Below are 26,474 nucleotides of genomic sequence, written 5' to 3'. Positions count from 1 at the left end.
TTTTAGAGAGTTATTCCCATAATAACGTATAATTGTAATTATTAGAAAACTAGGACCTACACCCTACCCTAAGTGGCACTTAATACCCTGGCGTAGATCCTAGTTTTCTATGCTAAAACAAAAACTGCCTGTATAACAGGCAGTTTATATTGCTTCAAATTAAGCGACCGTGCACCTACTGTTGAGTGATAACTTCCGAGCGAATCACCGCAGGTTGCTCAGACCAGGTTGCCTTACGGCACCCGTAGGGGTTCCCTTAGTGCTGCTTCCGTCAGGACCTGACACGGTTCGAGAGCCTACGCTGCGTAAGACCCGATCGTCAACGCCCCTTACGATGACCAGACCTCACAAATCATACCCTCGAGTAGGAATTCAACCCAGCTACAGCGGATTGCTGGTGCAGGGCACCGCTACCTCCCCATCTAGCACGGTCATAGATTTACAATTTTTAATGGCGGAGAGGGCGGGATTCGAACCCGCGAATGAGTTACCCCATTACATGATTTCCAGTCATGCGCCTTCGACCAAACTCGGCCACCTCTCCATTGTTCTTATTCAATTATTGTTAGCCACCACATATTAGATTATATTAACTTCTGATGCGTAAGTCAAGAGTCAATTGAGACAAATATATATTTTGTTTGTCCCCCTAATTTTTGCTGCTTGTTTAGTATATATAACTAGCAGGAATATAGCAACCGGTAAGATATATTGTTATTAACAATATATGCAAAATAAAAAAACCCACCAATTGGTGGGAAAATTTATTCAATAGCCAGATTTATAATAGAATAATTACTTTGTTGTTCTAGATTTTGAATCAACTTGATCTGTTGGCTAATGGCAGTGGTTAAAATAGCTAGCTGTTCTTCGGTTTCAGGGTCAGCCTGTTCTGCAACTTTCTGCTGAAGGTTTGCTTGTTCAGCTTTAAGTTGCTCTAACGCACTAACAGCTTGCTGATGCTGATTGCTCAAATCTCTCTCGGAAGGCATATCAGTTATTACTTGACCCAAAGCCTTTAATTGAGTTTCTAATTGTCTAGCATCTTGGGCAGGTACTTTAATTGCCAACTTGCCATTACTTTCATTATAAGGTACCATAATGGAGCCGTTATTGGTTTGTGTAATAGAATGGATTGATTTAAGTGCTGTACTACTGTCTTGAACTTCCAGTTTTAGTGTTACAGACCTTGCAGTCATTCCTGCACTAGGTTGTGGCTGATAATTTTCGGACACAAATTTTCTGTCTTTTTCACTGGCTACTTTGACAGTGCTTGTTGCTACATCCTGTTTTGGCGGTACCTTTACTTCCTGGGTACTGGTATTTGTACCGGTAGCCTCAACCTTACCCGGAGAATTAGTTTTCTCAACCTCCTTAGTAGCTATATTACTGGTAGGTTTAGGTGGTTGATTACCCAGGGGTTGCTGCACATCCTGTGTATTTTGACTTTGTCCAACGATTTCCTGAGCACCACTAGGTACTGGCATAAATTGGTTGCCTTCATTTTCCCATAATGACGTAAGTCCTAGGGTCATAGCCATGACTGCTGCCACAGCAACTGTTCTATACCATGATTTACGGGTCACCCCGTTTACATGATCAAACCAACGTTTGTGTCTTGTGGCTGGCTCAGCCGAAGGCAGTTTATCAATCTTTTCCATTAACCCGGCTCGGAAACCAGCCGGAGGAGCTACTTCAGGAAGTTCCTGTAACAAATTCATACATGCCTTTAAATCAGCCAACTCCCGACTACAGGCGGGACAACTAACTAAGTGCTTTTGCACCAAGGCATGTTCGGCAGGATCAAGGACTCCGTCCAGGTACGGCGATAGTAATTCTGATATAACCTGGCAATTCACGGATTATCCCCCCCTTCTATTTTGGTAGACGAACCTATTGCCAAAAATGTTCCAATTGCTAGATATTTTTTCCTAGAATGGTATCGCCTTTATCTAATAAGGGGTTATATTTAAAATTAACGCATACACCTATTTTTATTTTAAATCAACGTAGGTTAAAGGGATAGTTGTAAAATTGTAGTCTAATGTAAAACAATGGTTTTAGAAGTTACCTAAAAATTGCACCTTCGCTGAGCTATTGATAAACAGCAGAAGGTTTATTAATATAAATAAAAAAACTGCCCTAGGCAGTTTTTTTATTACACTATAGTTTCACAACATTTTCAGCTTGAGGTCCTCTATTTCCCTGAACCACATTAAACTGAACGCGCTGTCCCTCTTCTAATGTTTTAAATCCTTCTCCGGTGATGGCTGAAAAATGAACAAATACATCTCCACCATCCTCTGTTTCAATGAAACCATAGCCTTTTTCTGCATTAAACCATTTAACTGTGCCAGTTTGCAACGATGTTACCTCCAAAATAAATAATCTTAATTCCTTTATAGTATTAACAATTGTTATCTATTTTATCCATAATTATTATTTAAAAAATATTACTGTCTAGCCTTAAGCTAAATTAAATTATTCTTCCCAAGATTTCCAAACCTCTTGATTATAACCAACTGTGGCTTTTTTCCCATTACGTACTATGGGGGTTTTATACAAACCTGGGTTATTTAATAACATCTCTTGCCTAACATGGGAGCTAATAATGCGATCCATATTTAACTTTTTATAATCCTTAGATTGACTGTTGATTAATTCATTTAACCCAATAGCAGTCACGACACTTTGCAATTCACCCTTGCTTAAACCCTTTAGGGCTAGATCAACAAACTGATATTTAATTCTTCTCTCCTTGAAATATCGCTCGGCCTTTTTTGTATCAAAGCATTTCTTATAACCATATATTTGTATATTCATGTTTATTTTCTCCTACAATGGGGGCAAGGGACCTACCTCTTTAACTAACCCCTGTTGAAATCTATGGCATACTTGCACGGCTACGTTGCTTACTATTTCCCTTAAAACTCCTGCCCTTTGAAGCAGTATTTTGAGGCTTTTGTTTTCCAAAGCCTTTATTGCCAACTTTTACCCCTTTAGGAGATGCCCCTGTTTTTTTACCTGACAGGTCATTATTATCTCTTCTACTCTTTCTTTGGCCAGTGCTAGCAATTGAGTTTCTGTTACTTTTTAGGCCACTACCCTTACCTAAAACATCTGGGTTCTTTCTTCCCTTAGTTGGTTCCTTTTCCCCAACTCTTTTTCCTTTGCCTTCACTCTTTTTATTAGAGGCATCCGAAATTTTATCACCATTTTGATCCCTTTTTTCAATCGATATTCCAATACCCTTTTCAATCATCTGCAAATACATACGCTCCCGGGGAGAAACTAAGGTTACAGCAAGACCAGTCCAACCTGCACGCCCAGTCCTACCTATGCGGTGGATATAACTCTCCACATCATGGGGGATATTGTAATTGAACACATGGCTAACCCCTTCAATATCCAATCCCCGTGCTGCCACATCTGTCGCCACCAATAGCTGTAATTCCGCTTCCCGGAATCGCTTCATAACTTGTTCCCTTTTTGATTGGGATAAGTCACCATGTAGTTCATCAGAATTAAAACCTTGCCCAATCAGGTACTCATTAAGGGCACTGGCTATTCGCTTGGTACGACAAAATATAATGGCTAAATATGGTCGATACATCCTAATTAAATTACAGAGGGTCTCTTGTTTTGTACGATCAGTTGTCTCCACGACAAGCTGTTTAATTTCATCCAAAGTAATATTCTTACTCCGCACATGAATATCAACTGGTTTATGCATGTAGTGTAGGGCTAGTTCTCTTATCTTTTGAGGCATGGTTGCAGAAAAAAGCATCGTCTGCCTTTTCTCGCTGGTCTGTAATATTATTTTCTCAACATCCTCTAAAAAGCCCATATGTAGCATCTGATCTGCTTCATCTAGTACTAACTTAGACACCCCTGTAAGCCTTACCGTACCACGACGTAGGTGGTCCAGTAGACGTCCGGGTGTGGCAATAACTAAATGAATATTGCCCTGCAACTTCCTAACTTGCTGCTCCACATCTTGGCCGCCATAGGCTGCCAGTACATTTATATCCATATCCTTTACAAGCTTTTTTACTTCGGTGGTTATTTGCAGTGCTAATTCCCGGGTAGGAGTAATAATTAGGGCTTGTATGTAAGGTTTTTTTACCTCAATTTTTACTAAAATGGGCAAAACGAAGGCCAAGGTTTTGCCTGTACCTGTCTGGGCTTGGGCAATTACGTCTTTGCCAGCCAGCAGTAACGGTATAGTTTGCTCTTGAATTGGGGTAGGCGTAGTTATCCCGTTGGCTCTCAATTTTGCATTAAGCTCGCCCTTAATACCTAGGGTTAAAAAATTGGCAACCATCTTATCTCATCCTTTAAACGTAATGCCTTATTTTATCAAAGTAAATGCATTGCAGAAAGTAAATTTATTAAAATTACTAGGATTATCAATTTTATACTTTCGGAAAGTGATAAAAAATACTGCCCAAAGGCAGCATTTTTTAAGTACTATAATTTTACTACGTTCTCAGCCTGAGGCCCACGATTTCCTTGTATTACATTGAACTGAACCCGCTGACCCTCATCTAAACTCTTATATCCGTCACCAGCTATGGCTGAAAAGTGAACAAATACATCATTTCCCTCTTCTGATTCGATAAAACCAAAACCTTTTTCTGCATTAAACCATTTAACCGTTCCTGTTTGCAAATATAAAACCTCCAAAAAGTTATTGGCTGAATTACTAGCCATTTGAAGTATGTATAATTTGTCCCTATTTTATACCTTTATTGTTTTATTGCTTATAACTATTCTATTATAATAGAGACATTTATCTTTTCGGCAGCCGTGGAAGGACTATTTTGGTAGTAAAATGTAACTAGGTGTTATAAAACCATTTGTCAGGCCATTATATAAATACAACCGAATGTAAACAAGCAAGAAGTTTTTTCTATGATTTGATACAATGTAGAATATAACTAAGAAACCTGTTTTGGGTAGGATGGTGAACTATTTTTGGACAATGTTATTATTCTTGGTGCTGGTGCCTCTGCTGCAGAAGGTGCGCCAGTTCAATCAAAACTATTTAAAGAGTATTTCTTGCTCAAAAGAAAAAAAGGAGAACCTATCGACAAACACCTAGTATCATATTTTTATAACTTTTGGCATATCAATCTTAACACTGTTGATCTAGAGGAGGTCATATTTCCTTCTTTTGAAGAAGCATTAGGAATGCTTGAGCTAGCTAAACAACGCCAAGAATATTTTCTTAACCTATATAATACAACTAACTATCATCATATGGATCAGATTATAGAAGAGTTAATATTCTTGATCGCAGAAATATTACAAAAAACCCTCGGGCAATTCAGTAAACTTCATACTTTGCTGGTAGAAAAAATGGTAAACAACGACAAAATAAGAAACACTTCTTTTATTTCATTAAATTATGATATTCTCATTGATAACTCCTTGACTCGAATCCCCGACGTCATAGACCTAGATTATGGTATAGATTTTATTAATTTTGATGAACCAGAGAACTGGCATCGGCCTAACCCAGGTAATTCCATAAAGTTATTTAAAATACATGGTTCCTTAAACTGGTTGTACTGCCCAATCTGTAAAAAAATACGCATTACTCCTTTAGAAAAAAGTGTAACGCGGCTAATTAGTAAAAATCTAAAAAATCGGTTATTATGCCCTAGTTGCAAAGCACTATATGTCCCTATACTTGTACCACCAACCTTTTTTAAAATCATGTCCAATCCTTATTTGGTTCAAATCTGGGACAAGGCTGAGAATGCCCTTAGAGAATGTAAAAATATTATCTTCTGTGGCTATTCCATACCTGAAGCAGACATTCATATCAAGTATTTGTTAAAGCGGGGGACTTTAAATCGATCAACACCCCACCCTAATATTGTGGTAATAAACAATTATGATGGTAAACCCATGCGAACAAAAGAAGATGAAAAGATCCGTTTTATTCGGCTTTTTGGAAAAGAGCGTGTTCATTATTCTACTATAACAACCTTTAAATCCTTCTGTAGGCGCCCGGGGTTATACTTGGTTTAGTTGGTTGACTATACTTTAAAGTGTTTGGACAAACTTTCAAGTTCCTCAGCCATCCTGTTAAGGTCTTGGCTCGTGGAGGAAACTTCCTCTATGGTTGCCGCTTGTTCCTCAGTGTTTGAGGCAACGCTTTGCACACTGGCGGACATCTGTTCTGCGGCAGATGCTACAGACTGTATTTCTTCTGAAAGGTTATGGACTGCCGCAATAATTTTTTCAAAGGTTACACCAACATCTAATACCACAGTGGAGCCTTCCTTTACCTGAGCTACGCTATCTGTCATACTTTGTACTGCTTTATCAGTTTCCTGTTGTATTGATTTTATAAGCTGATAAATATCCTTCGCAGCGTTTGCTGACTGTTCGGCAAGTTTTCTTACTTCTTCGGCCACCACAGCAAAGCCACGTCCCTGTTCTCCTGCCCTAGCAGCCTCTATGGCAGCGTTCAAAGCTAGTAAGTTTGTTTGGTCAGCAATCTGAGTAATCAATTCAACAATTTGCGATATTTTAGCCGCAGATTTATTAAGCATATTAATGTCTTCCCCGCTACTGATAGTAGCTCTTTCGATTAACTCCATCTGTCTACTGATTCGTCTTAATCCCTCAGTTCCTGCCTGAGCATAATTGGTAGCATGATCTGAATTTTCTGCTATGTTCTGTGTATTTATAGTAACTTGTTCCACTGTACTGGCTACCTGAGTAATTGTTGATGAAGTTTCCTGGGCACTGGCAGCGACATTTTGGGAGCTTGCTGAAAGTTGCATTGATGAAGAGGCCACTAGTTGTGATTTTTCCTGCACCTCATTAACTAACCCCCTTAAATTTTGCTACATTTTATTAAAGGATATTGCTAACTGACCGACCTCATCCTTTGTTTTAATATCAATCTGTTCACCGGTTAAGTCGCCCTCTGCAATTTTAATTGACTCTTTAGCAACCCTTTGCAGCGGCATGGTTATGGAACGGGTCATGAAAAAGGCCAACATAAAACCAACAAACAAAGCCAAAATTACGGATATCAAGGATAACCTTTTCATGGAGGTAATATCTGAGTTAGCCTTTTGAACGATTCCTAAAAGGTTGTTGTTTCGATCTTCAGCATAAGAGGCACTAGTTTCGTTAAAACTACTGGCCAATGGCACTCCTTGATTTAAAATTATCTCGTTGGCTTCTTTTTCTTTACCTTCTTTAATAAGTGGGATAATTTGGTCCAAAACCAGGGTATTATAATTTTCCTGGTACTCCAATAGCACTCTGAATTTTTCTTTATTTTTAACCTGCCCAGTATCGATCATATTTTGTATTATGGTTTTATTTTCCTCACCCAGTTTTCTAAACTGTTCGATATATCTATCCTGCTTGTAATAGAAAAAACCTCGTATGGCAGATGTCTGAGAAACAACATTATATTTAATACTATTTAACTGATTGTCTCTTCCAACCTCATGAGGGATTGAATTGACTTCCTCCTGCATTCTTCCGATATCGAATAAAATAATACCAGCAGCAAGTGTAAATATGGACATAATAAAAATAAAACCGCCAAAAATTTTTACTCGTAACGACATTTTTTACCTCCTTTTATAAAAGCATTATCTCTATATTAAGTACTATCCTTTGCTTAACCATCACCTCTTAACTTTTAATAGCTTATAAATTAATTCCTAGCAAAAATCCTTATATCTGCTAGTTTATATAAGGAACAGGCTTGCCAAGATGATACCCTTGGCCATAACCGATTCCCAAATCAGCCAATATTTTTAAAATACTTTTGTTTTCTACAGACTCTGCAATAGTTTCTTTGCCAAGGCTATTTGCAACACTACTCATGGCCTGTACCAGTGAACGGTTGACAAGGTTTTTTTCTATATTACGGACAAAGGAGCCATCAATTTTCAGGTAATCCACAGGAAGAAACAGTAAATAAGAAAAGGATGAAAATCCACTGCCAAAATCATCTAGGGCAAAGGAACAGCCCGCGTCCTTTAGTTTATTTATCCAGCATTCCGCTTGGACCAAATCCTTTACAGCCGCCGTTTCTGTAATCTCGAAGCCAATCCTATCAGGATCAATACCGCTTTCTAAAATGCTGTTAGTTATATCTGACAATAGATCCTGATCCCCTAAACTCTGCCCAGAGATATTAATAAAAATTTTTATATCAGGCTTCTCCTGCAAAAACTGAAGAGCTGCTCGAAACACCCACCGATCAATTTGTGGCATTAAACCAAATTGCTCGGCCACCGGGATAAATTTATGTGGTAGTATCAAATCCCCGTTATTATCTTTTAAACGGACTAAAGATTCGTAATGATTTACACTTCCGTCAGCTAATTTAATAATTGGTTGAAAAAAGAGAATAAAACGATTCTCCCGTAGACCACTCTTAATTAAAGAAATTACTTGATTTTTTTCAGTATAAGTTGTGATTATACTTTCATCTGGTTCGATAAAGATAACCTTGTTACGCCCCGTATCTTTAGCAGTATTAAGGGCAATGTCTGCAAGGGATAGAACCTTCTGATAATTTAGGCTACCATCAATTACAACTGCACCAATGCTTACGGTAAGGTTTATAGGCATTTGCTTATTAAGGTAAAACTCTTCATTGTCAATTACGCCGCGTATTTTCTCTGCAATATCTTTAGCTTCCTCAATACTAGTTCCTTCAAGCAGCAAAGCAAACTCATCTCCGTTTAACCTAGCTAGAAGATCTTCTTCTCGCATATATCTTTTTATCAAACTAACCAAAGAAACCAATACTCGGTCTCCGAAAGCATAGTAAAAGGTTTCATTAATAAGCTTGAAATTATCTACATCTATCATTAGCAAAGCGCTTTTATTTCCCCTCTTTGCCTTGGCTACCGTTCTTTTTAATGCTTTTTCCATAAAGTTTCGATTAGATATACCAGTTAAAGAATCATTGGTAGAAAGAAATTGTAATTGTTCTTCGATAAGTATACGATCGGTAATATCCCTAGCAATAATTATGTAGGTGTTTACTTTCCCCGTTTCATCAATGATAGGATTAATAACTGATTCTAACCATAGATAATGTTCATTGGCGTGTTGATAACGATAGATTCCCCTTATAGCACGCCTTTCAATGTTTCCTTGGTAGACAACTTTTACTTTGTCAACATCATCCCTGTGAACAAAACGAAATAAAGATTTACCCATTAAATCTTCTGGGCCATAGCCAAGAATGTCTTGCACAGCAGGGTTTACATACAGAATAATACTCTCTGAGTTAATTTTAAAAATTATATCCAGCATATTGTCTGCTATTTGCCGTAGGTTTGTTTCGCTTTCTCTTAAGGAGTTCTCAGCCTGTTTATGTTTATCTAATAGTTTGCTTGTATGCATGGCTATTTCAAAATATTTAGTCACTATGCCTAGAAACATTAAGTCTTCATTGGACCATGTTCTCCGAAAAGATACCTGATATAGGGCTAAAAGATAAAACCCATCCTTATTCTTAGATAATGGATACCAAAGTAAACTTTTAACTTTCAGCCAATTATGAAGAATCTTGGCCCATCTCTCATTTTGGAAGACAGGATTTACTTCCTGATGGCTTTCAAACCAAAGATTCTTCAACATTTTGTCCCTAATTAGTCTAGCCATAGGACGTTCAAAATCTATAAAGACTATTCTTGCACTATCCACTCCAAGTGTATCCCTGATAATATTTGTCATGTTCTCAAAAAGTTTTTTCTGGCCATCGCAATTCATAATAGTATCAGCTAACCGGTTAATGGCATACAGAAAAGAAAATTGTTGTTCTACAACCCGATTACTAAAATTTTCCTCATTCAATACAAATCACCCCCGAATAAGCATATATGTAGCAATAAACTAATTAAGCCAAGCTTACCATTCAGACAATTAGTTGCTATTAGATATCCCTATATAATAAAGAATAAATGTTAAGAAAATATTGAAAATATATTTTATTTTTGGCCAGTTGTATTAATTATTTCCAATACAAAACAAGCAAAAAACCTGCCAATATCGACAGGTTTAACTTTGTGTTCTATTTTTACGCCAATTAACGGGACTTTTCTAGCAGAAATCATTATATTTTATTTGTTTTTTCTATTATTTTTGCACGTATTCGTTATCGCAAGTGTACCATAACGTTAAAAAACGGCTCACTTACCTTCAAGTCGGTACTGTAAGGAACGTCTGGTTATACCTAAAAATTGGGCTGTTTTAGTTTTATTCCCTCCATTTATTTTGAGTGCCTGATCAATTATTCTATTTATGAAAAGGCTAAGATCCAACCCCTCCGCAGGCAAGGAAAAGCATTCTGGGTCAATAAATGGCCTTAAGTTTTCTGTTGCCAACTCGTTCCTCTGTATACATCGAAGGATTTCTAGATGTTCAGGCCTTAACACATTATCATCATGTAAAAAGGTAACACTATCCATAACGTTTTTTAACTCCCTTACATTCCCTGGCCAGTTGTATGAAATCAGTATTTTTGCCGCTTGATTAGTAATTTTCATAAATTGCTTTCCTCTTTTACGAGCAAAACTCCTTAAAAACGTTTGGGCAAAGGGTACTATTTCTTCCTTACGTTCCCTTAAGGGAGGAAGAACAAATCGACCAACACTTAAACGATAATAAAGATCTTGCCGAAAGGTTCCCTCTTTTACCTTTTTTTCAATATCCGCATTGGTGGCACAAATAATTCTTACATCACTTTTAATTTTTTTTAGGCCACCCATGCGGTAAAATTCCTTTTCCTGAATCACCCTTAATAATTTAGCCTGTAGATCCACAGTCATTTCACCAATTTCATCCAAAAATAGAGTCCCTCCGGACGCAAGGTCAAACTTTCCCTTTTTCCCTCCCGGCAATCCACCTGTAAAGGCACCACCCTCATAACCAAATAATTCACTTTCAAAGGTGCTAGAAGATAGAGTGGCACAATTTATATCGATGAAAGGTTCCGCTTTATCAAATTTACCATAATGAATGATTTTAGCAATTAATTCCTTGCCTGTTCCGGTTTCTCCCTGGATTAAAATTGGTATCAGACGATCTGAATGATATTTTATAGCCCGCTCGTAAATCGCTTTCATAGTATCTGAGTAAACGTTAAATGTTTCCAGTCCTACTGCCCTGGCAAAGACCATTTTAAGGCGGGATAATTCTGAGAGGGTTTCCTCAGTTGCTGCCCTGACATTTTCCTCAAATTTTTCGGAAAGGGCTCTATTTTGTTTAATTAGTGCCCGACGTTCAGCCACCCTTTCCACAATAATAGCCAATTCATTTACGTTGATAGGTTTAATTAGGTAATCGTATGCCCCTAATCGCAACGCTTTAATTACTGAATCCATGTTACCTTGCCCAGTAAATAGAACAACATCCACATCCCTGGCTTCGGGCATGGAAGAAATTTCTTGCAACAACTCCATGCCTGTCATCTTAGGCATATTTATATCTGAGAGTACCATATGAAATTCCTCTGGCCCAAACAAATTTAATGCCTCCTGCCCATTTGCGCAATCTACTACGTGATGACCTAGCTTAGATAAAAATTTTTTTAGATTGCTACGGCTAGTATAGTCATCTTCAACCAGTAGAATATTCACACCCATACCCCCATAATGTCTTAATATTGCCACGGAAAATTAATCCGTGGAAAATATAGTTTTCTCTGTAGCTCATAATACTTATTATTTACTAAAATTGAGACACATTAATGACAGATTGATAAACTACAACCATACCATCCCCATTCCTTGAATGTAAGAAAATGTACTGTCGTATATTTTAATTATGCACATGGTTTTTCCTTATTTCCAGAGTAATACTTTAATTAGTTAAAAAATTAATAACTATTCCATTTGTGCTATTTAAGGTGCTTCGCATTAACCATTATAATAAATTTTTATTTTAATTTTTATATTTCTTTAGCTATTTCTTTATACACGACTAATTTTTTATATTTATCTATTTTGTACTTCTTTTGAATACTGACAAAATAGTTTGTCATAGCAATGAGTAAATTGTAAAATACTTCTTTTTCAATCATTGCACTTCTGGCATAATACCAGTAATTATGGTTGCTAAATGGATAGGGAATGAACAGCCCTAGCTATACTTTAAACTTTACCTATTTTATAATTCTTCGTACAATTGAGGTTCCCCATCTATACCAAAATGGCTCCATTCTCTTTCGTACATCATCTAATCCTTCTCTGATCTTTATCTTTTGAGGGCAATGTAACTCGCACTTTCCACACTTGGTGCAAAAACTGGCCCCGCTTTGTTTTTCAGTCATTGCACCGGAACTTGTAGCATACATCATGACTCCAGTATCTCTACCCATAGAATAAGATGCGTTATATGCAGCAAAGCAACCTGGGATATTAACATTTTGTGGGCAAGGCATGCAATAGCTACATCCGGTACAGGGTATTTTATTGGATGAAATAAAAATATCTTTTACCTTTTGCAAAGTATTATTTTCTTCATCTGTAAGCATAAATTGGAATGAAGTGCTGGCTATTTCAATATTCTCCATTACTTGCGTATTTTCGTTCATGCCAGATAATACAACTGTTACTTCAGGCTGATTCCATAGCCAGCGAAGAGCCCATGCTGCAGGAGATAAATTGGGGTTCGTTTTCCTTAAAAGATCTACCGCCTTTTTCGGTAGTCCATTTACCAGTTTACCGCCTAACAACGGTTCCATGATTATAACAGGGATTCTTTTTTCAAAAGCTTTCTTTAGACCTGTTACACCTGCTTGAAAATTCTCATCAGAATAATTGTATTGAATCTGGCAAAAGTCCCAATCGTAAGCCTCGATTATTTTAAGAAATTCATCCCTGACACCGTGGAATGAAAAGCCAAGCTGTTTTATTTCTCCTTCAGCCTTTTTTACCTTTATCCAATCTTCAATCCCCAGACTACATAGTTTTTCCCATTCCGAGAGACTTGATAGCATGTGCATTAGATAGTAATCTATAGTATTAGTTTGTAATCTCTCTTTTTGCTTGTTAAAAAACTTATCAAAGTCCTGTGGTCTACGGGTGGAAAATATGGGAAGTTTGGTAGCTATGTAGACTTTGCCGTGTATTTGATTTTTTCTCAGAACGCGCCCCAGTGCCTCTTCACTTCCGCTATAAATATACGCTGTATCAAAATAATTAACGCCCTTTTCAATGGCTTGAAGAATAATACTCTCTGTTTTTTGCATATCTATAGAGCCTCTGCTCCTAGGAAGCCTCATACAACCAAAACCGAGAATAGATAGCTCATTACCCGATTTGGGATCAATACGATATTTCATAAAATAACACCCCATAATTAGTTTAAAATTTATTTAAAAAACTAATGACTTTCGATTCAAAATGTCCTCTAATGTAATTAATATAGGGGAATCTAGTCACTTCACAGAAACCGTGTATGATCCCATGTTTTAAGAAAACATTTACCAAAACACTATATTAATCTAGCCCTAGGTTATAAATATTCGTTCATTTTATTTATATACAATATCCTAAAACTATCCTTTCATACGGAAATCTGCACATAAAAATAGCCCTAACTTTTCTGCTCACACGATAGTATAAATACTAGCTAAAAACTATATGAACACTATATAATAAATAAAAAAACCCAGTCATCCAATTAAATCTTGGAATCTCTGGGGTTTCTTTTTGAACGTTTTTTATGCTTTAAAACCTCTGAAGGTGGCTGGTAGAAATTAACCGAATTACCAAATGAAAGAATACCAAAATGTGGCCAGTACAAGAGGACTAAAGGATTTTGGCTATAAATGATGCAATATTTTTAGCAAGTTTAAGGTTCCGTGATACCTAAGTATGTTGCCACAATAGCGAGAGCAGCAGCACCTTTAATAATTGTCATATTAACTCCTACTTCTCTCTTCAATGTGTATTTACCAAACTTATTATCCTTAACTGTCTTCGTCCCTTTTGTATTCTAAAATATCCCCAGGTTGGCATTCTAAAGCCTTACAAATCGCTTCTAAAGTTGATAATCGAATCGCCTTTGCCTTTCCATTTTTCAATATAGAAAGATTAGCCATCGTTATTCCAACCCTCTCCGAAAGTTCTGTCACGCTCATTTTCCTTTTAGCCAACATCACATCAATATTGATTATAATCGCCATATTATTTCTCCTCAAACCGTTAGATCATTTTCTGATTTTATATCTATGGCATTTTTTAATAGCTTTTGAAGGACAGCAGCAAAGACTGCAACCACCATTGAAGCAAAGACAGGGACCATTCCAACTATAATGAGGCCTGGGGCATCGTCTTTCTCTGCTACTAGATAAACGAATGGCATTATTACCACATACAAGGTACTGATCGAAATTGCACAGTATTTTATATTCTTTAAAGCCTTTACAGGTAAATCCGAGAATGCTTTGTTCATGTCAATATAGTTTAGAAGTTTAAAAGCTTGATAAAGAGCAAAGTAAAAAGGTATCGCCGCTAAATACATACCTATTACAATGGGATATAGTATAAGTGCATAATCTGGATTTATTGGATTATCAGCTAACCAAGGTAACCCAAATATGCACAAAGCAAGAACTGGAAGGCCCATAAGAATAACAGCTAACTTTAAAAAAAGTGTCTCTCGTTTCATAAAAAGCACCTCACTTATTATTGTTGAGTTGATTTTAACACTTAATATATTGTTTTACAATAAATTATTATTGAATTATATTATATTTTTATTGCTGCTAAATATATCTGATATGTAACAAAGATAAAAAGGATTCTCATTACAAAGAGCTGCTCAATAACTTTAAACTATTCAATTGAGCCTTTGGAGGATTAAAGGCAAGACAAAATAACCAGCTCGCAAAATTGAGCTGGTTTTTCTATGGTTATCCCCCCGATATTGCTATTTACGGACTAAAAATTGTGCTCGTCTAGTCATTTCCTTTATTGAGTTTTTCGCAAATATCCAGAGCGCGTTGACTGTACTGTTTTGCCTCTTCGTAGTGCCCCATTGACTGACAGAGCAGCACAAGGCTGTCAAGTAAAGAGACAGTTTTTGTGTGTTTGTGTCCTAGAACTTTTTCAGAGAGAGTCAAGTGACATCGTAACAACGACTTGGCTAGGTCTAATGTCATCCCTTTTCCTTCGTAGAGCAAGGGAATGTTATCGAGTAAGGTGCCCACTATGTTGTAGTTTTCTAAATCGATTACTTTCTCCCAGATGGTTAAAGCTTTTTTCAGAAGAAATTCAGCCTCAGCGTGCCAACCCATGATTTCATAGAGTATTCCTAGGTTAGCAAAAGAGGTTGCCGTGTTTTGATGTTCATAGCCAAGCTTTTTTTCCACAATAGCCAGGGTACGTTGGTACAGTGGCTTGGCTTCTTCATATTTCTCCTGTTCAAAATATATGTTAGCTAATCTATTGAGGGACTCAGCTTCTTTTAGATCCTCGGGGTCGAGTTCCTCCCATATCTCTATGTCCCGAATAAGAAGGTCTTCCGCATCTGTGTATCGCCTCATGTCCTTGTAAAGCAACGCCAACCTTTCGATGGCAATAGACGTCTCTGGGTGTTTTGAACCTAAGACCTTTTCTAAGATAGCCAAGGAACGCTGGTAAAATGGTTCAGCCTGGTCATATTGTGCCTGACTTTGATGGAGTAATGCTAAATCATTAAGAACAGGAATCACTCCTAGGTTTTCTGGACCTACTTCGGGTAGTATTTTTTCTGAGATAGCTAGGGCACGATAAAGGAGATGCTTGGCCTTGTCGTATTCACCTTGCTTAAGATATAGTTTAGCTAAAATTAGAAGGGAATCGGCCACGCTAATCTCTTCCGGTCCGATGGTCTTTTCCTTTAGAGCTAGGGCACGCTCGTACAGTGGCTTCGCTTGACCGTATTTTCCCTGTTCACTATAGATGGTGGCAAGGTTCGTGAGGACTTTGGAGAAGTCTTGCTGTGTTAGAGCCTTCTCTAAGACATCTATTGCACCGACTAGAAGGGCTTCCGCTTTATCGTAGTGGCCCATTTCTTTATAGAGCCACGACAAGTTGTTTATTATAGAAACCGTTTTTATGTCCTCCAGGCCGTAAATCTTTTCAAATATAGCTGATGCACGCTGGAACAGCGGTTCAGCCTTGTCATATTTTCCCTGAGCCTGGTATAGTATAGCCAACTGGTTATAGGAGGCAGCCAGGTTTGGATGTTCTGGCGAAAGAACCTTCTCCCAAATTGCCACAGCACGCTTCAAAAGGTGTTCTGATTCGATTAGGTTGTCTAAATCCTTTAAAATTGACCCCAGGTGGTAAAAGGTTAGAGCTATGTCGTAGTCCTCTGATTGAATAAAATGTTCTGCATGTTTGCTGGCTACGAGGACATGTGGTAGAAGTCGAATAGACTTAATCCATGTTCGCGAATCACTATCATCATATTTAGAAAGTTCATTGCTAAAGCAAATGGCAGTTCGTACCCAAAATTGTTTTTCCTCCTCAGACATTTCGTTTCGCTGCACAGCTTGCACAAAGCGGTGTATCGACAGCCCCTTTATATCTAAGTTGAGCAAGGAGTAACGCCTCAAAACAGCTACTGCTCGATCAAACTCAATAGGGGTAGGAGTTACGAGTCGTTCTGGAAGCCATTCACTTCCGTATGTAAGTATTTCCTTTGGAATGTGGTCCGGTGCAAAAAATGCAAATAAGCGCAACAGGTCCGCTCCTAAAGGCGAGGTAGTTTGCACCTGTTCAAAAGCTAGTTTCCATGTGGTAGTTATGGTATCCTTGTATCCCACAGGAGGTTGGCTCCCCTTCATCAATTCGAGATTGTAATTGCGGAATAGGTCAAGATATTCTGACATAGTTCTTCCGGTGGTTTCAATGTAAGCCGCTGCATGCTCTAGTGCCAACGGTAGGTCTCCAAGTTCTTCAGCTAATTCGTCAGCTATTCTTCTATCCGTTTGTTTAATCCGTCGACAGAGAAACTCGACCGATTCTTCTCGTTCCCATTCACGGAGGGATATGGTAGAGGCTACTTCCAACCAATTTGGATTTCGTGAAGTAATTAGAACATGGCCCGTGGTACCTTGGGGAAGGTAGGGGCAAATTTCTTCCGGGTTGTTAGCATTATCAAAAATCAACAGCCAGTCACCTTTTTGTCCTAGCCATCGACGAACATCAAAAATGATTTGCTGTTGAGACGTAAAGTCTTTGGCTGGCAGAGCTAATTCCACGGCCAGTTGAGCGAATTCTGCAGCTAAAGTTGCAGGTTCCTCGGCCCGCATCCACCATACAATATTGTACTCTTCATTATGGCGGTAGGCAAATTCTATAGCAAGCTGAGTCTTGCCCATACCTCCTAAACCTGTAATAGCTTGGGTTGTTGTCGCATGTTGTCCTGATAACAGGGTTGTCCAGAGTTCCTTTAATAAGGTTTCACGCCCAGTGAAGTTTCGGTTCCGAAGATGGGGTACATTCCAGACGGGTGGTAAAGCTCCAGGCAAAGAAGACCGCCTTTGGAAAGTTTGTTGAAATGGTGGTGGAGTGAAAGGCTTGGAACTGCATGGTTTCAATTGTTCCATGTAGTTGATTTGAGATCCACTTCCCGTGTTAACTGGTCCATAAATTGGACCCATAATTATCGTTTTATTTACATGCTCCCTTTCATTTACCATTTAAGCACACCTCAAAAAATAAATAATTGGGTAATTTGTTTAAGCCTATTTATTATGTATATCCCCACTTCCTGTATGAATTGGCCCATAGATAGGACCATAAATAATAGTAGTATTCTTATTTTGTAAAGTTAATTCTGCTTCTTCACCTTTAGACTCAATAAAATTAATATCTTTAACAGATTTTACTCCTAACTCTGTAGCCAGAGGATATGGACTTTTTCCTAAAGTCATATTCCATTTTTCAAATCTAGGATCATACTCGTAAGCACGTCTCAAGGCACTTCTGGTATTTGTATTTATTTGTATAATTTGAAAACTATTTTTATATTCTGAACCTGAATATGTCGTACCTCCAGTGAAAACCCATGCGCCATTAACGTCCTTAGTTGGTTCTACTATTGCACTATGTACATGTCCATTGAGAATAATATGACATCTTTCTACAATGTAGTTATATCCACACTTCCTATTGGTGTGATAATAGTATTCTTCACTATTAAACCATTCTTTAGGGTGATGAAACAAAGAAATGGTTATTGGATCACTATGAAACTGTTTTTCATCTACAAGGTGACCCTTATTTCTTATCACCTCTAGTTGAGGTAAACCTAACCAAAGTTTACCCTTGTCAGAATTACCTCGACAAAACCATGCAGAATTTAGCACAATAAATCTAATACCTTTTATTTCACAGACACCATAAAGATGTTGAGATTGCTTCTCAGTTCCGATGTAAAAAGAATTAACACCCAAATTATCACAAAACTTATTATAGGCTTCAAATGGTCTAATAAAATCACTTAGATTTTCAAGTGCTAGTATTTCATCAGCATGAGCAGCATTATCCGGGACAATTAGATTTTTTGCTGACTTTCTATCAAGATCATGATTACCTGCGCATAATATAAGATCACTTTTGGTTAAATTTAAAGCATTAATTAATTTTTCCAACCACACTACTGCTTGATTATAGTCTGAATCTAAACCTTTCCAACCTATATCTCCTGTTATAGCAATAATTTCGGGTTTCCATTCAACTTCTATATTACTTATAAATTTTATTAGAGGAATTAAAATATTTTCACGTTGCGCTAAAGTTGTTAGTGTAATATTATCTTCAGGTTTTGGTTCAATTCCAAAATGAATATCTGAAAGATGCAAAATGTTAATTACTTGCCCCATCTTAATCCCCCTCAGGAATCTTTTAAACTAAAATTTATTTTTATGTTTTTTAGGATATACATTCAACCCTTAATTAAGAATGATAAATAAACTTAATCTAAAGAGTTTATGTGTTGCATTTATGAATAATTTCAATAGAAAATTTTATACTCCTTCATCTTTTAAATTTTTAGACAAAAATTACCTGTATATTATATTTTGCCGTTGTTTAGGGGTTGGGGTTTATTTCTAATTCCAGCCATTCATGAATTATATTTTTATAGGGGTCCATTACAGAACAAGGCTTGTTCTGGGATAGGTTGTATTTTGGTATTTCTGAGCTTTGTAGAGCTTTTCGTATGGTCTGCCGTGCAACGTTAAGATTGCAGCTGATTTTACGTATTGACCAACCTTCAATAAAGTACTTTTTTCTGATATACTCTGAATCTACTTTTAACAATATGGATCCAAAAGATTACTTTATATCAGTAGCCACTGGCCAAAATCCTAGAGTTGATTAACCATCTTCTCTAGGATTTCTTTCATTAAAATCCTCAAAAGCACAATATTTCTATGTAGAATGGCCGATAAAATTGATTTCTGGTATACCCTTATTGTATATTCCGATGTGTCAGAGCCACCCATTCCGGAATTTCAATCAGTGGCTCATTTTGACCCGGAATATTCACCCTTATAAAATAGTAAACAATAAACGTGACGTTTATGTTTTTATAATCCTAATTACATCTTCTAGTCTCATGAAGTATTTTTCAAGCCTGTCCATCTTTTTAACAACATACCCAGAAGCACCTGCATAACGTATCTTAATCCCATTTTCTAATGTGAACCAAACTCGCCCAAAAGGAACTTCTGGGTCTTGTAGAACTACTTTTTCTGGGGAAAGATCAAAATTTATGCCGCAAGCACGTAGATCCTCGTATAGACGCCACTCTGGCTCTGTTTCAATTAGTAACTCTGAGATAATCTCCGCCCTTTCTAAGGCTAAGCGTGAAGTCCATCTATGGCTAGAAAACCTTTGCCCCTTTCCATCCGAAGTCCTATTCACAATAGGTTTAGGTAGTTTGATAAATGTGCCAAGTTTATATAAAACACACAATTTATCTTTATCCTTATTTGAATTCCAGGGTGTATTTATATTTTGCCTTTGCATAACCTCAACACCTAAAATGGGAGCATAGTATAATACAGATCCATTTTTATCTAGGTTCCTTGAGGTATAGAGTGCTAACCATTTTGCAGCAAACTGTCTTTTCTGGGTTTTAAGAAGTGGCATATAGTATTGATTATTTTCTAAAACCCAATCCAGGTGTTGCCTTTCATTCGAAGGACGAAGTACCCCAATAAGGACGAATTAATATTCTTCTCATAGTAATTCACAATAAATCACCTGACTTAATAAATTCTCTTTTCGGGGATGACTCCTCTCACGCCGCCTCTTGGATTATCTATATCTCCCTTGTACCTAGGAATTAAATGTACATGAAGGTGCCAAACAGTCTGACCTGCAGCCTCTCCTACATTAATACCAATGTTATAACCACCTGGCTGATATCTAGAGTCAAGATAATCTTTACAATTGTCTAGTAGATTAAATAAAGCTTGTTTTTCTTCATCAGTAACATCAAAAAAATTGGCAAAGTGCCGTTTTGGTATGATCAACATATGACCATTGGTAACAGGATATTTATCAAAGATTGCAAAGGCTAAGTCATTTTGCAAAATAATATTTTCCATTGCACAAAAAGGACAATCCATAAAAATCCTCCTACAATAACCCTGAATAAAAATTAATTGTTATATTCAACCTTAATACAAATTTACCCTTTATAATAATCCCAAATACTATCCACTAGTTCTACTTTGCTACTTGCGGTAAAAGTGTAGCGGCTTTCAGAAAATAGTATGTCACATTATGTGGTTGGGGGTGAGGGGATGGAACTATCCAAAAGGCAGGAAACCATTATTGAGATTTTCAAAAAGAATGGTCCCATCACCGGCGAGCAAATCGCAGAGCAGCTAACCTGTCCAGAGCAACCCTGTACCTGATTTATCAATACTTACGATGGCAGGGTTACTGGAGCTCAACCGAGCGTAGGGTATTTTTACAGTGGTAAATCTACTGATCGAGTATTGGCAGGTAGAATTACCCGGATAAAAGTCGGAGAAGATCAGTTCCCATTGTGGTTCCTGAAAATTGCACTGTATATGATGCAGTGGTAACAATGTTTCTTGAGGATGTAGGAACACTTTATGTTGTGCGCGAGGGTGGCCTTCTGGAAGGCGTAGTATCCAGGAAGGATTTACTTAAGACAACACTAGGTGAACACGACATAAATAAATTGCCCCTTGGCGTAATAATGACTCGTATGCCCAATGTCCATATGCATTAGAAAATGATTCGGTATGGTTGGCAGTTCACAAACTGCTAACCCATGAAGTAGACTCCTTACCGGGTTTTGTTCGTAAGTTGGATGAGGAATACTTCAGGCGGGTAGAGGCTATTGAGTTTGCAGTTAAGTATGATGAAGGTAAGGACTCCCGGGGCATTCAACGTGCAGATCTAGTGATCTTAGGAGTATCCCGCACTTCTAAAACTCCATTAAGCATGTATCTGGCCCATAAACGTATTAAGGCGGCAAACGTTCCTCTGGTGCCTGAAGTAGCACCGCCACAGGAAATTTTTCCTTGCCGCCTCATAAGGGGATTGGCTTGACTATTAAACCACAGCAATTAAATGTCATTTGTACTGAACGCCTTAAGACCCTAGGTCTCACCCCTCACGCGGACTATGCCAGTCACGAACGGATTTTAAAAGAATTAAATTATAAGGGTAGGCTGCCCTATCATCGATGTTACTAATAAGGCAGTGGAAGAAACAGCAAGCAAGGTTTTGGAAATATACTACCGTGGCGAACGACACAGATAATCAGTGAGTCTAGAGAAGAAATAAGTTAGAAAATAAAATCGAGGTGGGTTGCTTAAGAGGATACTGAAATTAAAATAGTCTATTCCCAAATTACTTCTTATAGAAAGATAAAGTGTCAGCAAGGAAATTACCGTTGACATTGTAATTTGTTTAATTTGCTGGGAGAAGTATCATCAGTAAAGTATTTGAAAGCTTTCAATGATATAAATAAGATTTGTAGAAACCCTTGGCCAAAGTTTTCTGCAAACCTACTGTTCCAAACCTAATAAATAATATCTATTATTGAAAGGGGAATATATTGTGGAATTTGTACTTGAAAATTACCTTGATATTTTTTGGTGGCTTATGATTATCTTTATGTTTAAAGTAAAAATAACAACAAAGATATATCATATTAAAATTAGTAACTTGATCTGTTCATTCAGTGTGTCGAACTATACCGGAGAATATAAAAAAGTTAGACAGACTCCAGTCAATTCACGGGGTAGATTAAATATTTCAATGATTGCCCCCTACTGCTTTGATTTGAAATTGCCACTGGTAGCAGACCAGGACCCCACAATGAGCGGGACTAGTAGAGGTGGCTCCATTTTACCCATAGTAGATTCCAGGAGACCCGACATATAGCCATTATAACAGCCAGAGTTATAGTTGCTATTAGATGCAAAAGGAGCAGCAGTGGCCGCCCCCTCTGTTTAGCCGCGGCTGCGGCTATTGTGGCTACTTATCGATTACTGGCAACATCTATGCAAGTATTCGTCCCAATAATCATCGCCTTTCAACTCACCACTCTATATTTTCAGGGTAATCTTTTTTAAGCCTTAAATTTTTTACAGAGCAATTGTGCAGTTTTGCAGCTTCTTCCAGATCTTCTTTTAGGTTTATGTATTCCTTCCCTTTTTCTACTAACCGTTTGGCCATTGTTGGAATGCTTTTTAGGCGTTTTTCCTTATCCATCTCTATAAATTTAAGATTTAGAAGGTCTAAGTACTGTGTCATGTAGTTATCGAACCACGTGTAATCTTTAGTCATCAGGTTGATCATACGGGTATAAGAAGCCTCGGATACGGTTTCTTTTAAGCACTTTGCTACAGCTGCTTGAAAGAACCGCACCTGGGCAATGGAATTGTCCCAGATATTTTTGTGATGTCTCATCACAGTATATGTATTTTTTGCCTGCTTTCTGGCATGCAATAACACAAAGTCATTCAGGGCCATGAGAACAAACAGCATTTCAGGCCAGAGAACATTAATAACCAGGTAGATATTTTTATCACTGGTAATTGTGGACAAGCGTCTCATCTTATCCTGGTCCATACCATTATCAATAAACTCAATTTCCCTATCCCCCATCATTGCATGACGTAAGTCATAGCACACACCAAGTACTCTTATACGGGCGGTATCATAGGAGGGATAGACCCCCTCATCACCAACAATTTCGTGTAACTGATCGTAAAGTGCCTCAAAGTCCATAAAGTCGCCATAAATGGCTACTCCAGTATTATTGGGTGTGTTTTTAGCATATAGCATTTTTAGTCACCTGCTTATCTTCTTTTTATTCTGCTGCCTTAAAGTTATAGATCGGTCTTATTGTATCAATAATATCAACTGTGTCACCGATATTATTTACTATTTCCTCAATAGGCTTATAGGCAAGAGGACATTCGTCAAGGGTTTCTTTGTTAACCGAGGTGGTAAAGATACCTGTCATTGTATCTTTATACTGAGAGAGTGTAAAGGACTGACGAGCTTGTGTCCTGCTCGTGGATATAGTCATTAAATAGTTTTCCTGACACATAGGCCAAGGGCTTAGGAATATCGGTCAGTATCTCTTGTTTTTTCCTTTTGAGTTCTTTCTTAATCTCCTTTTCACGTCCTGCTTCTTTAAGCTCCAGGATATATGCACTCCGGCAGTCGCCATCTAGGTCATGAGGTTGCTAGCCTCTATCAGGAGGAAGCCTTTAGGTCCCACAATAAGAGTACCAAACTTGAACTGGATGCAGATTTTGCTTAAGCAAATGATAATTTAACCTAATTCTTTCAACCACTCTAATAATGATTTATCTTTTTGCCATGAAGGCATTTTATTTGAGAGATGCAGCAGGAAGCAATTGACAAACAAAAGATTAGTCCGATACCTTAAAGGAATTAGTCTGTGTCTACAAAGGATCTTAAATAAATTCAGATCCTATATAACAATAAATACCCTAATAAAACTGGATATAATATGGCTCAACTTTATAAATGTTGTCATTATCGAAATCACAACCAAATCTAATATAAAAAGGACTTCGGCGTAATCGCTAAAGTCCTTTTTATATATGTATTGGCGGAGAGTTAGGGATTCGAACCCTAGAGACCGCTCATCACAGTCTACTCGATTTCGAGTTGTACAGGGTGCCTATTATAAACTACTGCAACCTGTCTCAGGCCAGTAAAATCAAGACTTTTATTGATGTAGGTAATTACCTTATTTCATACCTTGACAGGTTTTTTGTGAAATTTTTGTGAACATCAAGGTCAGATGTTACCACTCACATGACTATGTAGTCGAAAAAACCCTCATTACCCCTCCATCCCGGAGGGGTGTTTTTCTCAGCACCCATCCCTATAAGATAGATACACGCCGAAGACACAGCCAACCGACAACACTGCGGAGATCTACCAGACCCTAAAGCTATACCCCAGGGTTTGGCCCCGTTTTCCAGTGAAGTTTGAGCAATGACGGAGAACATAAAAAACCGAATAATCTTCATCCCATATACGTCGAGACCTCCAGGCATTCACAAAGACCCGAAAACTGGCAGTCAGTGAGAGCGGGGGAAATAAAGACTTGTTTATGCTTGGCTCCCCCGCTACCGCTGTCTAGTGACCTGACACTAATTAGTACTCTCAGGATTTTAAGTCCTTCAACTCACCTCGAAATTATTAGCCTTGTAGCCACGATACCTTGAAATTACTGAATTTCTTTAGGCTAGTTAATGAGCAATATAGGTAATTAGGGGTAGTTTTGGCGACTTGTTGGCGACTCTCTGGCAATGTTTTTACACCATATCCTTCTTCCCCTCTGGTTTTAAACATTCAGCATTCCATTTTTCATATTAGTAATTATGGATAATCCGAAGTTGATTTTACCATTCATATACCTAACCAAAAAGCTCCAAATCTTCTGCTCAAATTTCTCGGGCATGTGGTGCTATATCGTTTGTTTCAGTACATTCCTGAAATACTTATAAGTCTTTATTGTTATCAAATCTCTTTCTGTTTTTACCACTTTGGTCTTTGTTTCGAGTGAGTGGTCCTCCCCCTCTTATTATCATAATAATCAATTACCTTGTTAGAACACTGTTCAAATTGGCTTTGGGATAAAATCCCCCTAGCAAAATTATGCAAGTCATCTTTTGAAGAGAATCCTTTTTGATAGATTACAATAATACATCGAACAATTAAACTACGTATAATTTCTGAAACAGATTTAGAATCTGCATCTTTAATACTGATAAATGAAGCCCCAGAATGTACCAATTTGTTTCGGACATCTGAGTAAACATACTCAAATATTTTTAAATCATGTTCATAAGTATGAATATTTCCGCCCGAAGATATCGCAGCAATATAGGTACGATGCTTCCAAGCTTTCCATTTTGAATCTGGTGAACAAAGACCGTCAAGAGCAAATACTAGCGCTAAAAAGCGTGCTTCTTCATAAACTGTATAAAATGCTTGACTAAGTGCTATTATGGAACTGCGTATTGCCAGCTCAATTTCAGTGTTAGAATCCCCTTTCACAATCCTAGCAAGCCATTCTAAATAAGGTTCACTAATATACTCTGCTTCTAAGCCTAACCAGTTATTTGATGCTCGGACAGGGTATACAATGTGTTGAAGTAATGTTTCTTTGTATTCTCTTAATTCGGGTAAAAAATATGTTACTGTAAAACCATTATCTAATTGCCCTGCCCTATCAGGTAGATATTCAATCTTTTCAAAACTACACTGAGTTATCCTTAAAAGATCTAATGCTCTATCTGCTTGTTCACTTGCGGTTCTAAGTAATCTCATTTCGGCATTAATATCGGCATTAATTCCCAGTAAATCAGATTCATACACACTAATATTGAGTTCAATTAAAGGGTAACGTAAAAGGTCTTCTTCTTTTCTTATCTCGCCATCCCATTGACCGAAAGATTGTTCAGATATCTCAAAAATAGAAGTATCTCCTACAAAATATTCAAACCAAGGATGTTCATTTGCAGAAAATCCATTCTCTTCAACGGGGGGCCAAAATTTAAAATCACCTATTGTAAATGCATTTTCTATCCGTAATTTCCTGATTGGAACCAAAACCTTGCATCTACATTTCTTATCTTTAAGGATTTCTGACATCTTATTTTGTAAATCTGATAGTTCGCACTCTTCAATTTCAATCCACTCGAATGAATTTCTGAAGTCATCAAGTGCTTGGCTTGGGAAATAATTGTCATTAGTAAAGGTTATACCATCACCTTCCGGAAAGGGGCTTGCCCAATAGCCTAGTTTACGAATTTTATCAAGAGATGCAGAGATCTTATCTTGCTCAAATTCATTTCTAGATGGCCACCGCAGATTACCGTTCATATTTCCATTTGGATGGAGTAAAAAAGCTTTTTTCATCTAATTCAC

The 26,474-nt window shown here is 37.5% G+C and carries 20 protein-coding genes, 1 tRNA gene, 1 other RNA gene and 3 pseudogenes; 4 read left to right on the top strand and 21 right to left on the bottom strand.

The window, feature by feature from the left end; all coding sequences use genetic code 11:
• Window positions 1-167: 167 nt before the first annotated feature.
• The 7 genes from ffs to ACYQ03_RS02040 form a co-directional block, all read right to left on the bottom strand.
• An RNA gene (gene ffs, locus ACYQ03_RS02070) (signal recognition particle sRNA large type) lies at window positions 168-431 on the bottom strand.
• 21 nt (window positions 432-452) lie between these two features.
• A tRNA-Ser gene (locus tag ACYQ03_RS02065) sits at window positions 453-544 on the bottom strand.
• Window positions 545-764: 220 nt separating this feature from the next.
• Entirely contained in the window at window positions 765-1,859 is a 1,095-nt protein-coding gene (locus ACYQ03_RS02060) for an anti-sigma factor family protein (RefSeq protein WP_459907250.1), read from the bottom strand.
• Window positions 1,860-2,163: 304 nt separating this feature from the next.
• The gene (locus ACYQ03_RS02055) at window positions 2,164-2,364 is read right to left on the bottom strand and encodes a cold-shock protein (RefSeq protein WP_459907248.1); all 201 of its coding nucleotides are present in this window, start codon (window positions 2,362-2,364) and stop codon (window positions 2,164-2,166) included.
• A 117-nt stretch (window positions 2,365-2,481) separates the two neighbouring features.
• The gene (locus tag ACYQ03_RS02050) at window positions 2,482-2,823 is read right to left on the bottom strand and encodes an arsenate reductase family protein (protein ID WP_459907246.1); all 342 of its coding nucleotides are present in this window, start codon (window positions 2,821-2,823) and stop codon (window positions 2,482-2,484) included.
• Window positions 2,824-2,884: 61 nt separating this feature from the next.
• Window positions 2,885-4,324, bottom strand: coding sequence for a DEAD/DEAH box helicase (locus tag ACYQ03_RS02045; protein ID WP_459907245.1), 1,440 nt, complete (start codon window positions 4,322-4,324; stop codon window positions 2,885-2,887).
• Window positions 4,325-4,470: 146 nt separating this feature from the next.
• Window positions 4,471-4,671 (bottom strand): cold-shock protein, encoded by a 201-nt coding sequence (locus ACYQ03_RS02040; protein WP_459907243.1) that lies wholly within the window; start codon window positions 4,669-4,671, stop codon window positions 4,471-4,473.
• A gap of 306 nt (window positions 4,672-4,977) precedes the next feature.
• Here ACYQ03_RS02040 and ACYQ03_RS02035 point away from each other — a divergent pair, with 306 nt between their 5' ends.
• Window positions 4,978-6,039 carry an SIR2 family protein gene (locus tag ACYQ03_RS02035; RefSeq protein WP_459907242.1) on the top strand — a complete coding sequence of 354 codons (1,062 nt, stop codon included), beginning with the start codon at window positions 4,978-4,980 and terminating at the stop codon, window positions 6,037-6,039.
• An 8-nt stretch (window positions 6,040-6,047) separates the two neighbouring features.
• On the opposite strand, the gene ACYQ03_RS02030 is transcribed toward ACYQ03_RS02035, so the two are convergent.
• The 11 genes from ACYQ03_RS02030 to ACYQ03_RS01980 all read right to left on the bottom strand — a co-directional run bounded on the left by ACYQ03_RS02030 (window position 6,048) and on the right by ACYQ03_RS01980 (window position 20,638).
• On the bottom strand, window positions 6,048-6,836 hold the full coding sequence (locus ACYQ03_RS02030) for a methyl-accepting chemotaxis protein (protein WP_459907241.1): 789 nt from the start codon (window positions 6,834-6,836) through the stop codon (window positions 6,048-6,050).
• A 27-nt stretch (window positions 6,837-6,863) separates the two neighbouring features.
• Window positions 6,864-7,604, bottom strand: coding sequence for a HAMP domain-containing protein (locus ACYQ03_RS02025; protein WP_459907240.1), 741 nt, complete (start codon window positions 7,602-7,604; stop codon window positions 6,864-6,866).
• A gap of 118 nt (window positions 7,605-7,722) precedes the next feature.
• Window positions 7,723-9,855, bottom strand: a complete 2,133-nt coding sequence (locus ACYQ03_RS02020) for a putative bifunctional diguanylate cyclase/phosphodiesterase (RefSeq protein ID WP_459907239.1) — start codon at window positions 9,853-9,855, stop codon at window positions 7,723-7,725.
• Window positions 9,856-10,190: 335 nt separating this feature from the next.
• Window positions 10,191-11,639 (bottom strand): sigma-54-dependent transcriptional regulator, encoded by a 1,449-nt coding sequence (locus tag ACYQ03_RS02015; RefSeq protein ID WP_459907238.1) that lies wholly within the window; start codon window positions 11,637-11,639, stop codon window positions 10,191-10,193.
• Window positions 11,640-12,163: 524 nt separating this feature from the next.
• The gene (locus tag ACYQ03_RS02010) at window positions 12,164-13,345 is read right to left on the bottom strand and encodes an aldo/keto reductase (RefSeq protein ID WP_459907236.1); all 1,182 of its coding nucleotides are present in this window, start codon (window positions 13,343-13,345) and stop codon (window positions 12,164-12,166) included.
• A gap of 630 nt (window positions 13,346-13,975) precedes the next feature.
• A complete protein-coding gene (locus ACYQ03_RS02005) occupies window positions 13,976-14,191 on the bottom strand; it encodes a helix-turn-helix domain-containing protein (protein ID WP_459907235.1) in 216 nt (71 codons plus the stop codon).
• Window positions 14,192-14,202: 11 nt separating this feature from the next.
• Window positions 14,203-14,676: a DUF2975 domain-containing protein gene (locus tag ACYQ03_RS02000; RefSeq protein WP_459907233.1), complete on the bottom strand. Its 474-nt coding sequence runs from the start codon at window positions 14,674-14,676 to the stop codon at window positions 14,203-14,205.
• Window positions 14,677-14,965: 289 nt separating this feature from the next.
• Entirely contained in the window at window positions 14,966-17,527 is a 2,562-nt protein-coding gene (gene fxsT, locus ACYQ03_RS01995) for an FxSxx-COOH system tetratricopeptide repeat protein (protein WP_459907231.1), read from the bottom strand.
• Between the two features lie 216 nt (window positions 17,528-17,743).
• Window positions 17,744-18,883 carry a metallophosphoesterase family protein gene (locus ACYQ03_RS01990; RefSeq protein WP_459907230.1) on the bottom strand — a complete coding sequence of 380 codons (1,140 nt, stop codon included), beginning with the start codon at window positions 18,881-18,883 and terminating at the stop codon, window positions 17,744-17,746.
• Between the two features lie 700 nt (window positions 18,884-19,583).
• Window positions 19,584-20,225 (bottom strand): hypothetical protein, encoded by a 642-nt coding sequence (locus ACYQ03_RS01985; protein ID WP_488193067.1) that lies wholly within the window; start codon window positions 20,223-20,225, stop codon window positions 19,584-19,586.
• Between the two features lie 50 nt (window positions 20,226-20,275).
• Window positions 20,276-20,638, bottom strand: coding sequence for an HIT family protein (locus tag ACYQ03_RS01980; RefSeq protein ID WP_459907227.1), 363 nt, complete (start codon window positions 20,636-20,638; stop codon window positions 20,276-20,278).
• Window positions 20,639-20,815: 177 nt separating this feature from the next.
• Between ACYQ03_RS01980 and ACYQ03_RS01975 the strand changes: the two are divergent.
• The 3 genes and pseudogenes from ACYQ03_RS01975 to ACYQ03_RS01965 all read left to right on the top strand — a co-directional run.
• A pseudogene (locus tag ACYQ03_RS01975) lies at window positions 20,816-21,335 on the top strand (HTH domain-containing protein); the annotation flags it as partial.
• A pseudogene (locus ACYQ03_RS01970) lies at window positions 21,333-21,809 on the top strand (pyruvate, water dikinase regulatory protein); the annotation flags it as partial. The pseudogenes ACYQ03_RS01975 and ACYQ03_RS01970, both read left to right, overlap by 3 nt.
• Before the next feature lie 300 nt (window positions 21,810-22,109).
• A complete protein-coding gene (locus tag ACYQ03_RS01965) occupies window positions 22,110-22,436 on the top strand; it encodes a hypothetical protein (RefSeq protein ID WP_459907226.1) in 327 nt (108 codons plus the stop codon).
• 156 nt (window positions 22,437-22,592) lie between these two features.
• Here the strand turns inward: ACYQ03_RS01965 and ACYQ03_RS01960 are convergent, their stop codons facing one another.
• From ACYQ03_RS01960 to ACYQ03_RS01950, 3 genes and pseudogenes are all read right to left on the bottom strand, one after another.
• On the bottom strand, window positions 22,593-23,342 hold the full coding sequence (locus ACYQ03_RS01960) for a DUF6904 family protein (protein ID WP_459907224.1): 750 nt from the start codon (window positions 23,340-23,342) through the stop codon (window positions 22,593-22,595).
• A gap of 25 nt (window positions 23,343-23,367) precedes the next feature.
• Window positions 23,368-23,710: pseudogene (locus tag ACYQ03_RS01955) on the bottom strand (RtcB family protein); the annotation flags it as partial.
• A 1,369-nt stretch (window positions 23,711-25,079) separates the two neighbouring features.
• Entirely contained in the window at window positions 25,080-26,465 is a 1,386-nt protein-coding gene (locus tag ACYQ03_RS01950; protein WP_459907222.1) for a hypothetical protein, read from the bottom strand.
• Window positions 26,466-26,474 lie beyond the last annotated feature (9 nt).

Source organism: Desulfotomaculum defluvii, assembly GCF_054657375.1.
This window is presented reverse-complemented; position numbering and strand designations above follow the sequence as displayed.

Excerpts from the sequence above, each read along its gene's own strand:
- ACYQ03_RS02050 (WP_459907246.1), bottom strand. The coding sequence starts at position 2,823 with ATGAATATACAAATATATGGTTATAAGAAATGCTTTGATACAAAAAAG.
- ACYQ03_RS02045 (WP_459907245.1), bottom strand. The coding sequence starts at position 4,324 with ATGGTTGCCAATTTTTTAACCCTAGGTATTAAGGGCGAGCTTAATGCA.
- ACYQ03_RS02025 (WP_459907240.1), bottom strand. The coding sequence starts at position 7,604 with ATGTCGTTACGAGTAAAAATTTTTGGCGGTTTTATTTTTATTATGTCC.
- ACYQ03_RS02010 (WP_459907236.1), bottom strand. The coding sequence starts at position 13,345 with ATGAAATATCGTATTGATCCCAAATCGGGTAATGAGCTATCTATTCTC.
- ACYQ03_RS02005 (WP_459907235.1), bottom strand. The coding sequence starts at position 14,191 with ATGGCGATTATAATCAATATTGATGTGATGTTGGCTAAAAGGAAAATG.
- ACYQ03_RS02000 (WP_459907233.1), bottom strand. The coding sequence starts at position 14,676 with ATGAAACGAGAGACACTTTTTTTAAAGTTAGCTGTTATTCTTATGGGC.
- ACYQ03_RS01990 (WP_459907230.1), bottom strand. The coding sequence starts at position 18,883 with ATGGGGCAAGTAATTAACATTTTGCATCTTTCAGATATTCATTTTGGA.
- ACYQ03_RS01980 (WP_459907227.1), bottom strand. The coding sequence starts at position 20,638 with ATGGATTGTCCTTTTTGTGCAATGGAAAATATTATTTTGCAAAATGAC.
- ACYQ03_RS01960 (WP_459907224.1), bottom strand. The coding sequence starts at position 23,342 with ATGCTATATGCTAAAAACACACCCAATAATACTGGAGTAGCCATTTAT.
- ACYQ03_RS01950 (WP_459907222.1), bottom strand. The coding sequence starts at position 26,465 with ATGAAAAAAGCTTTTTTACTCCATCCAAATGGAAATATGAACGGTAAT.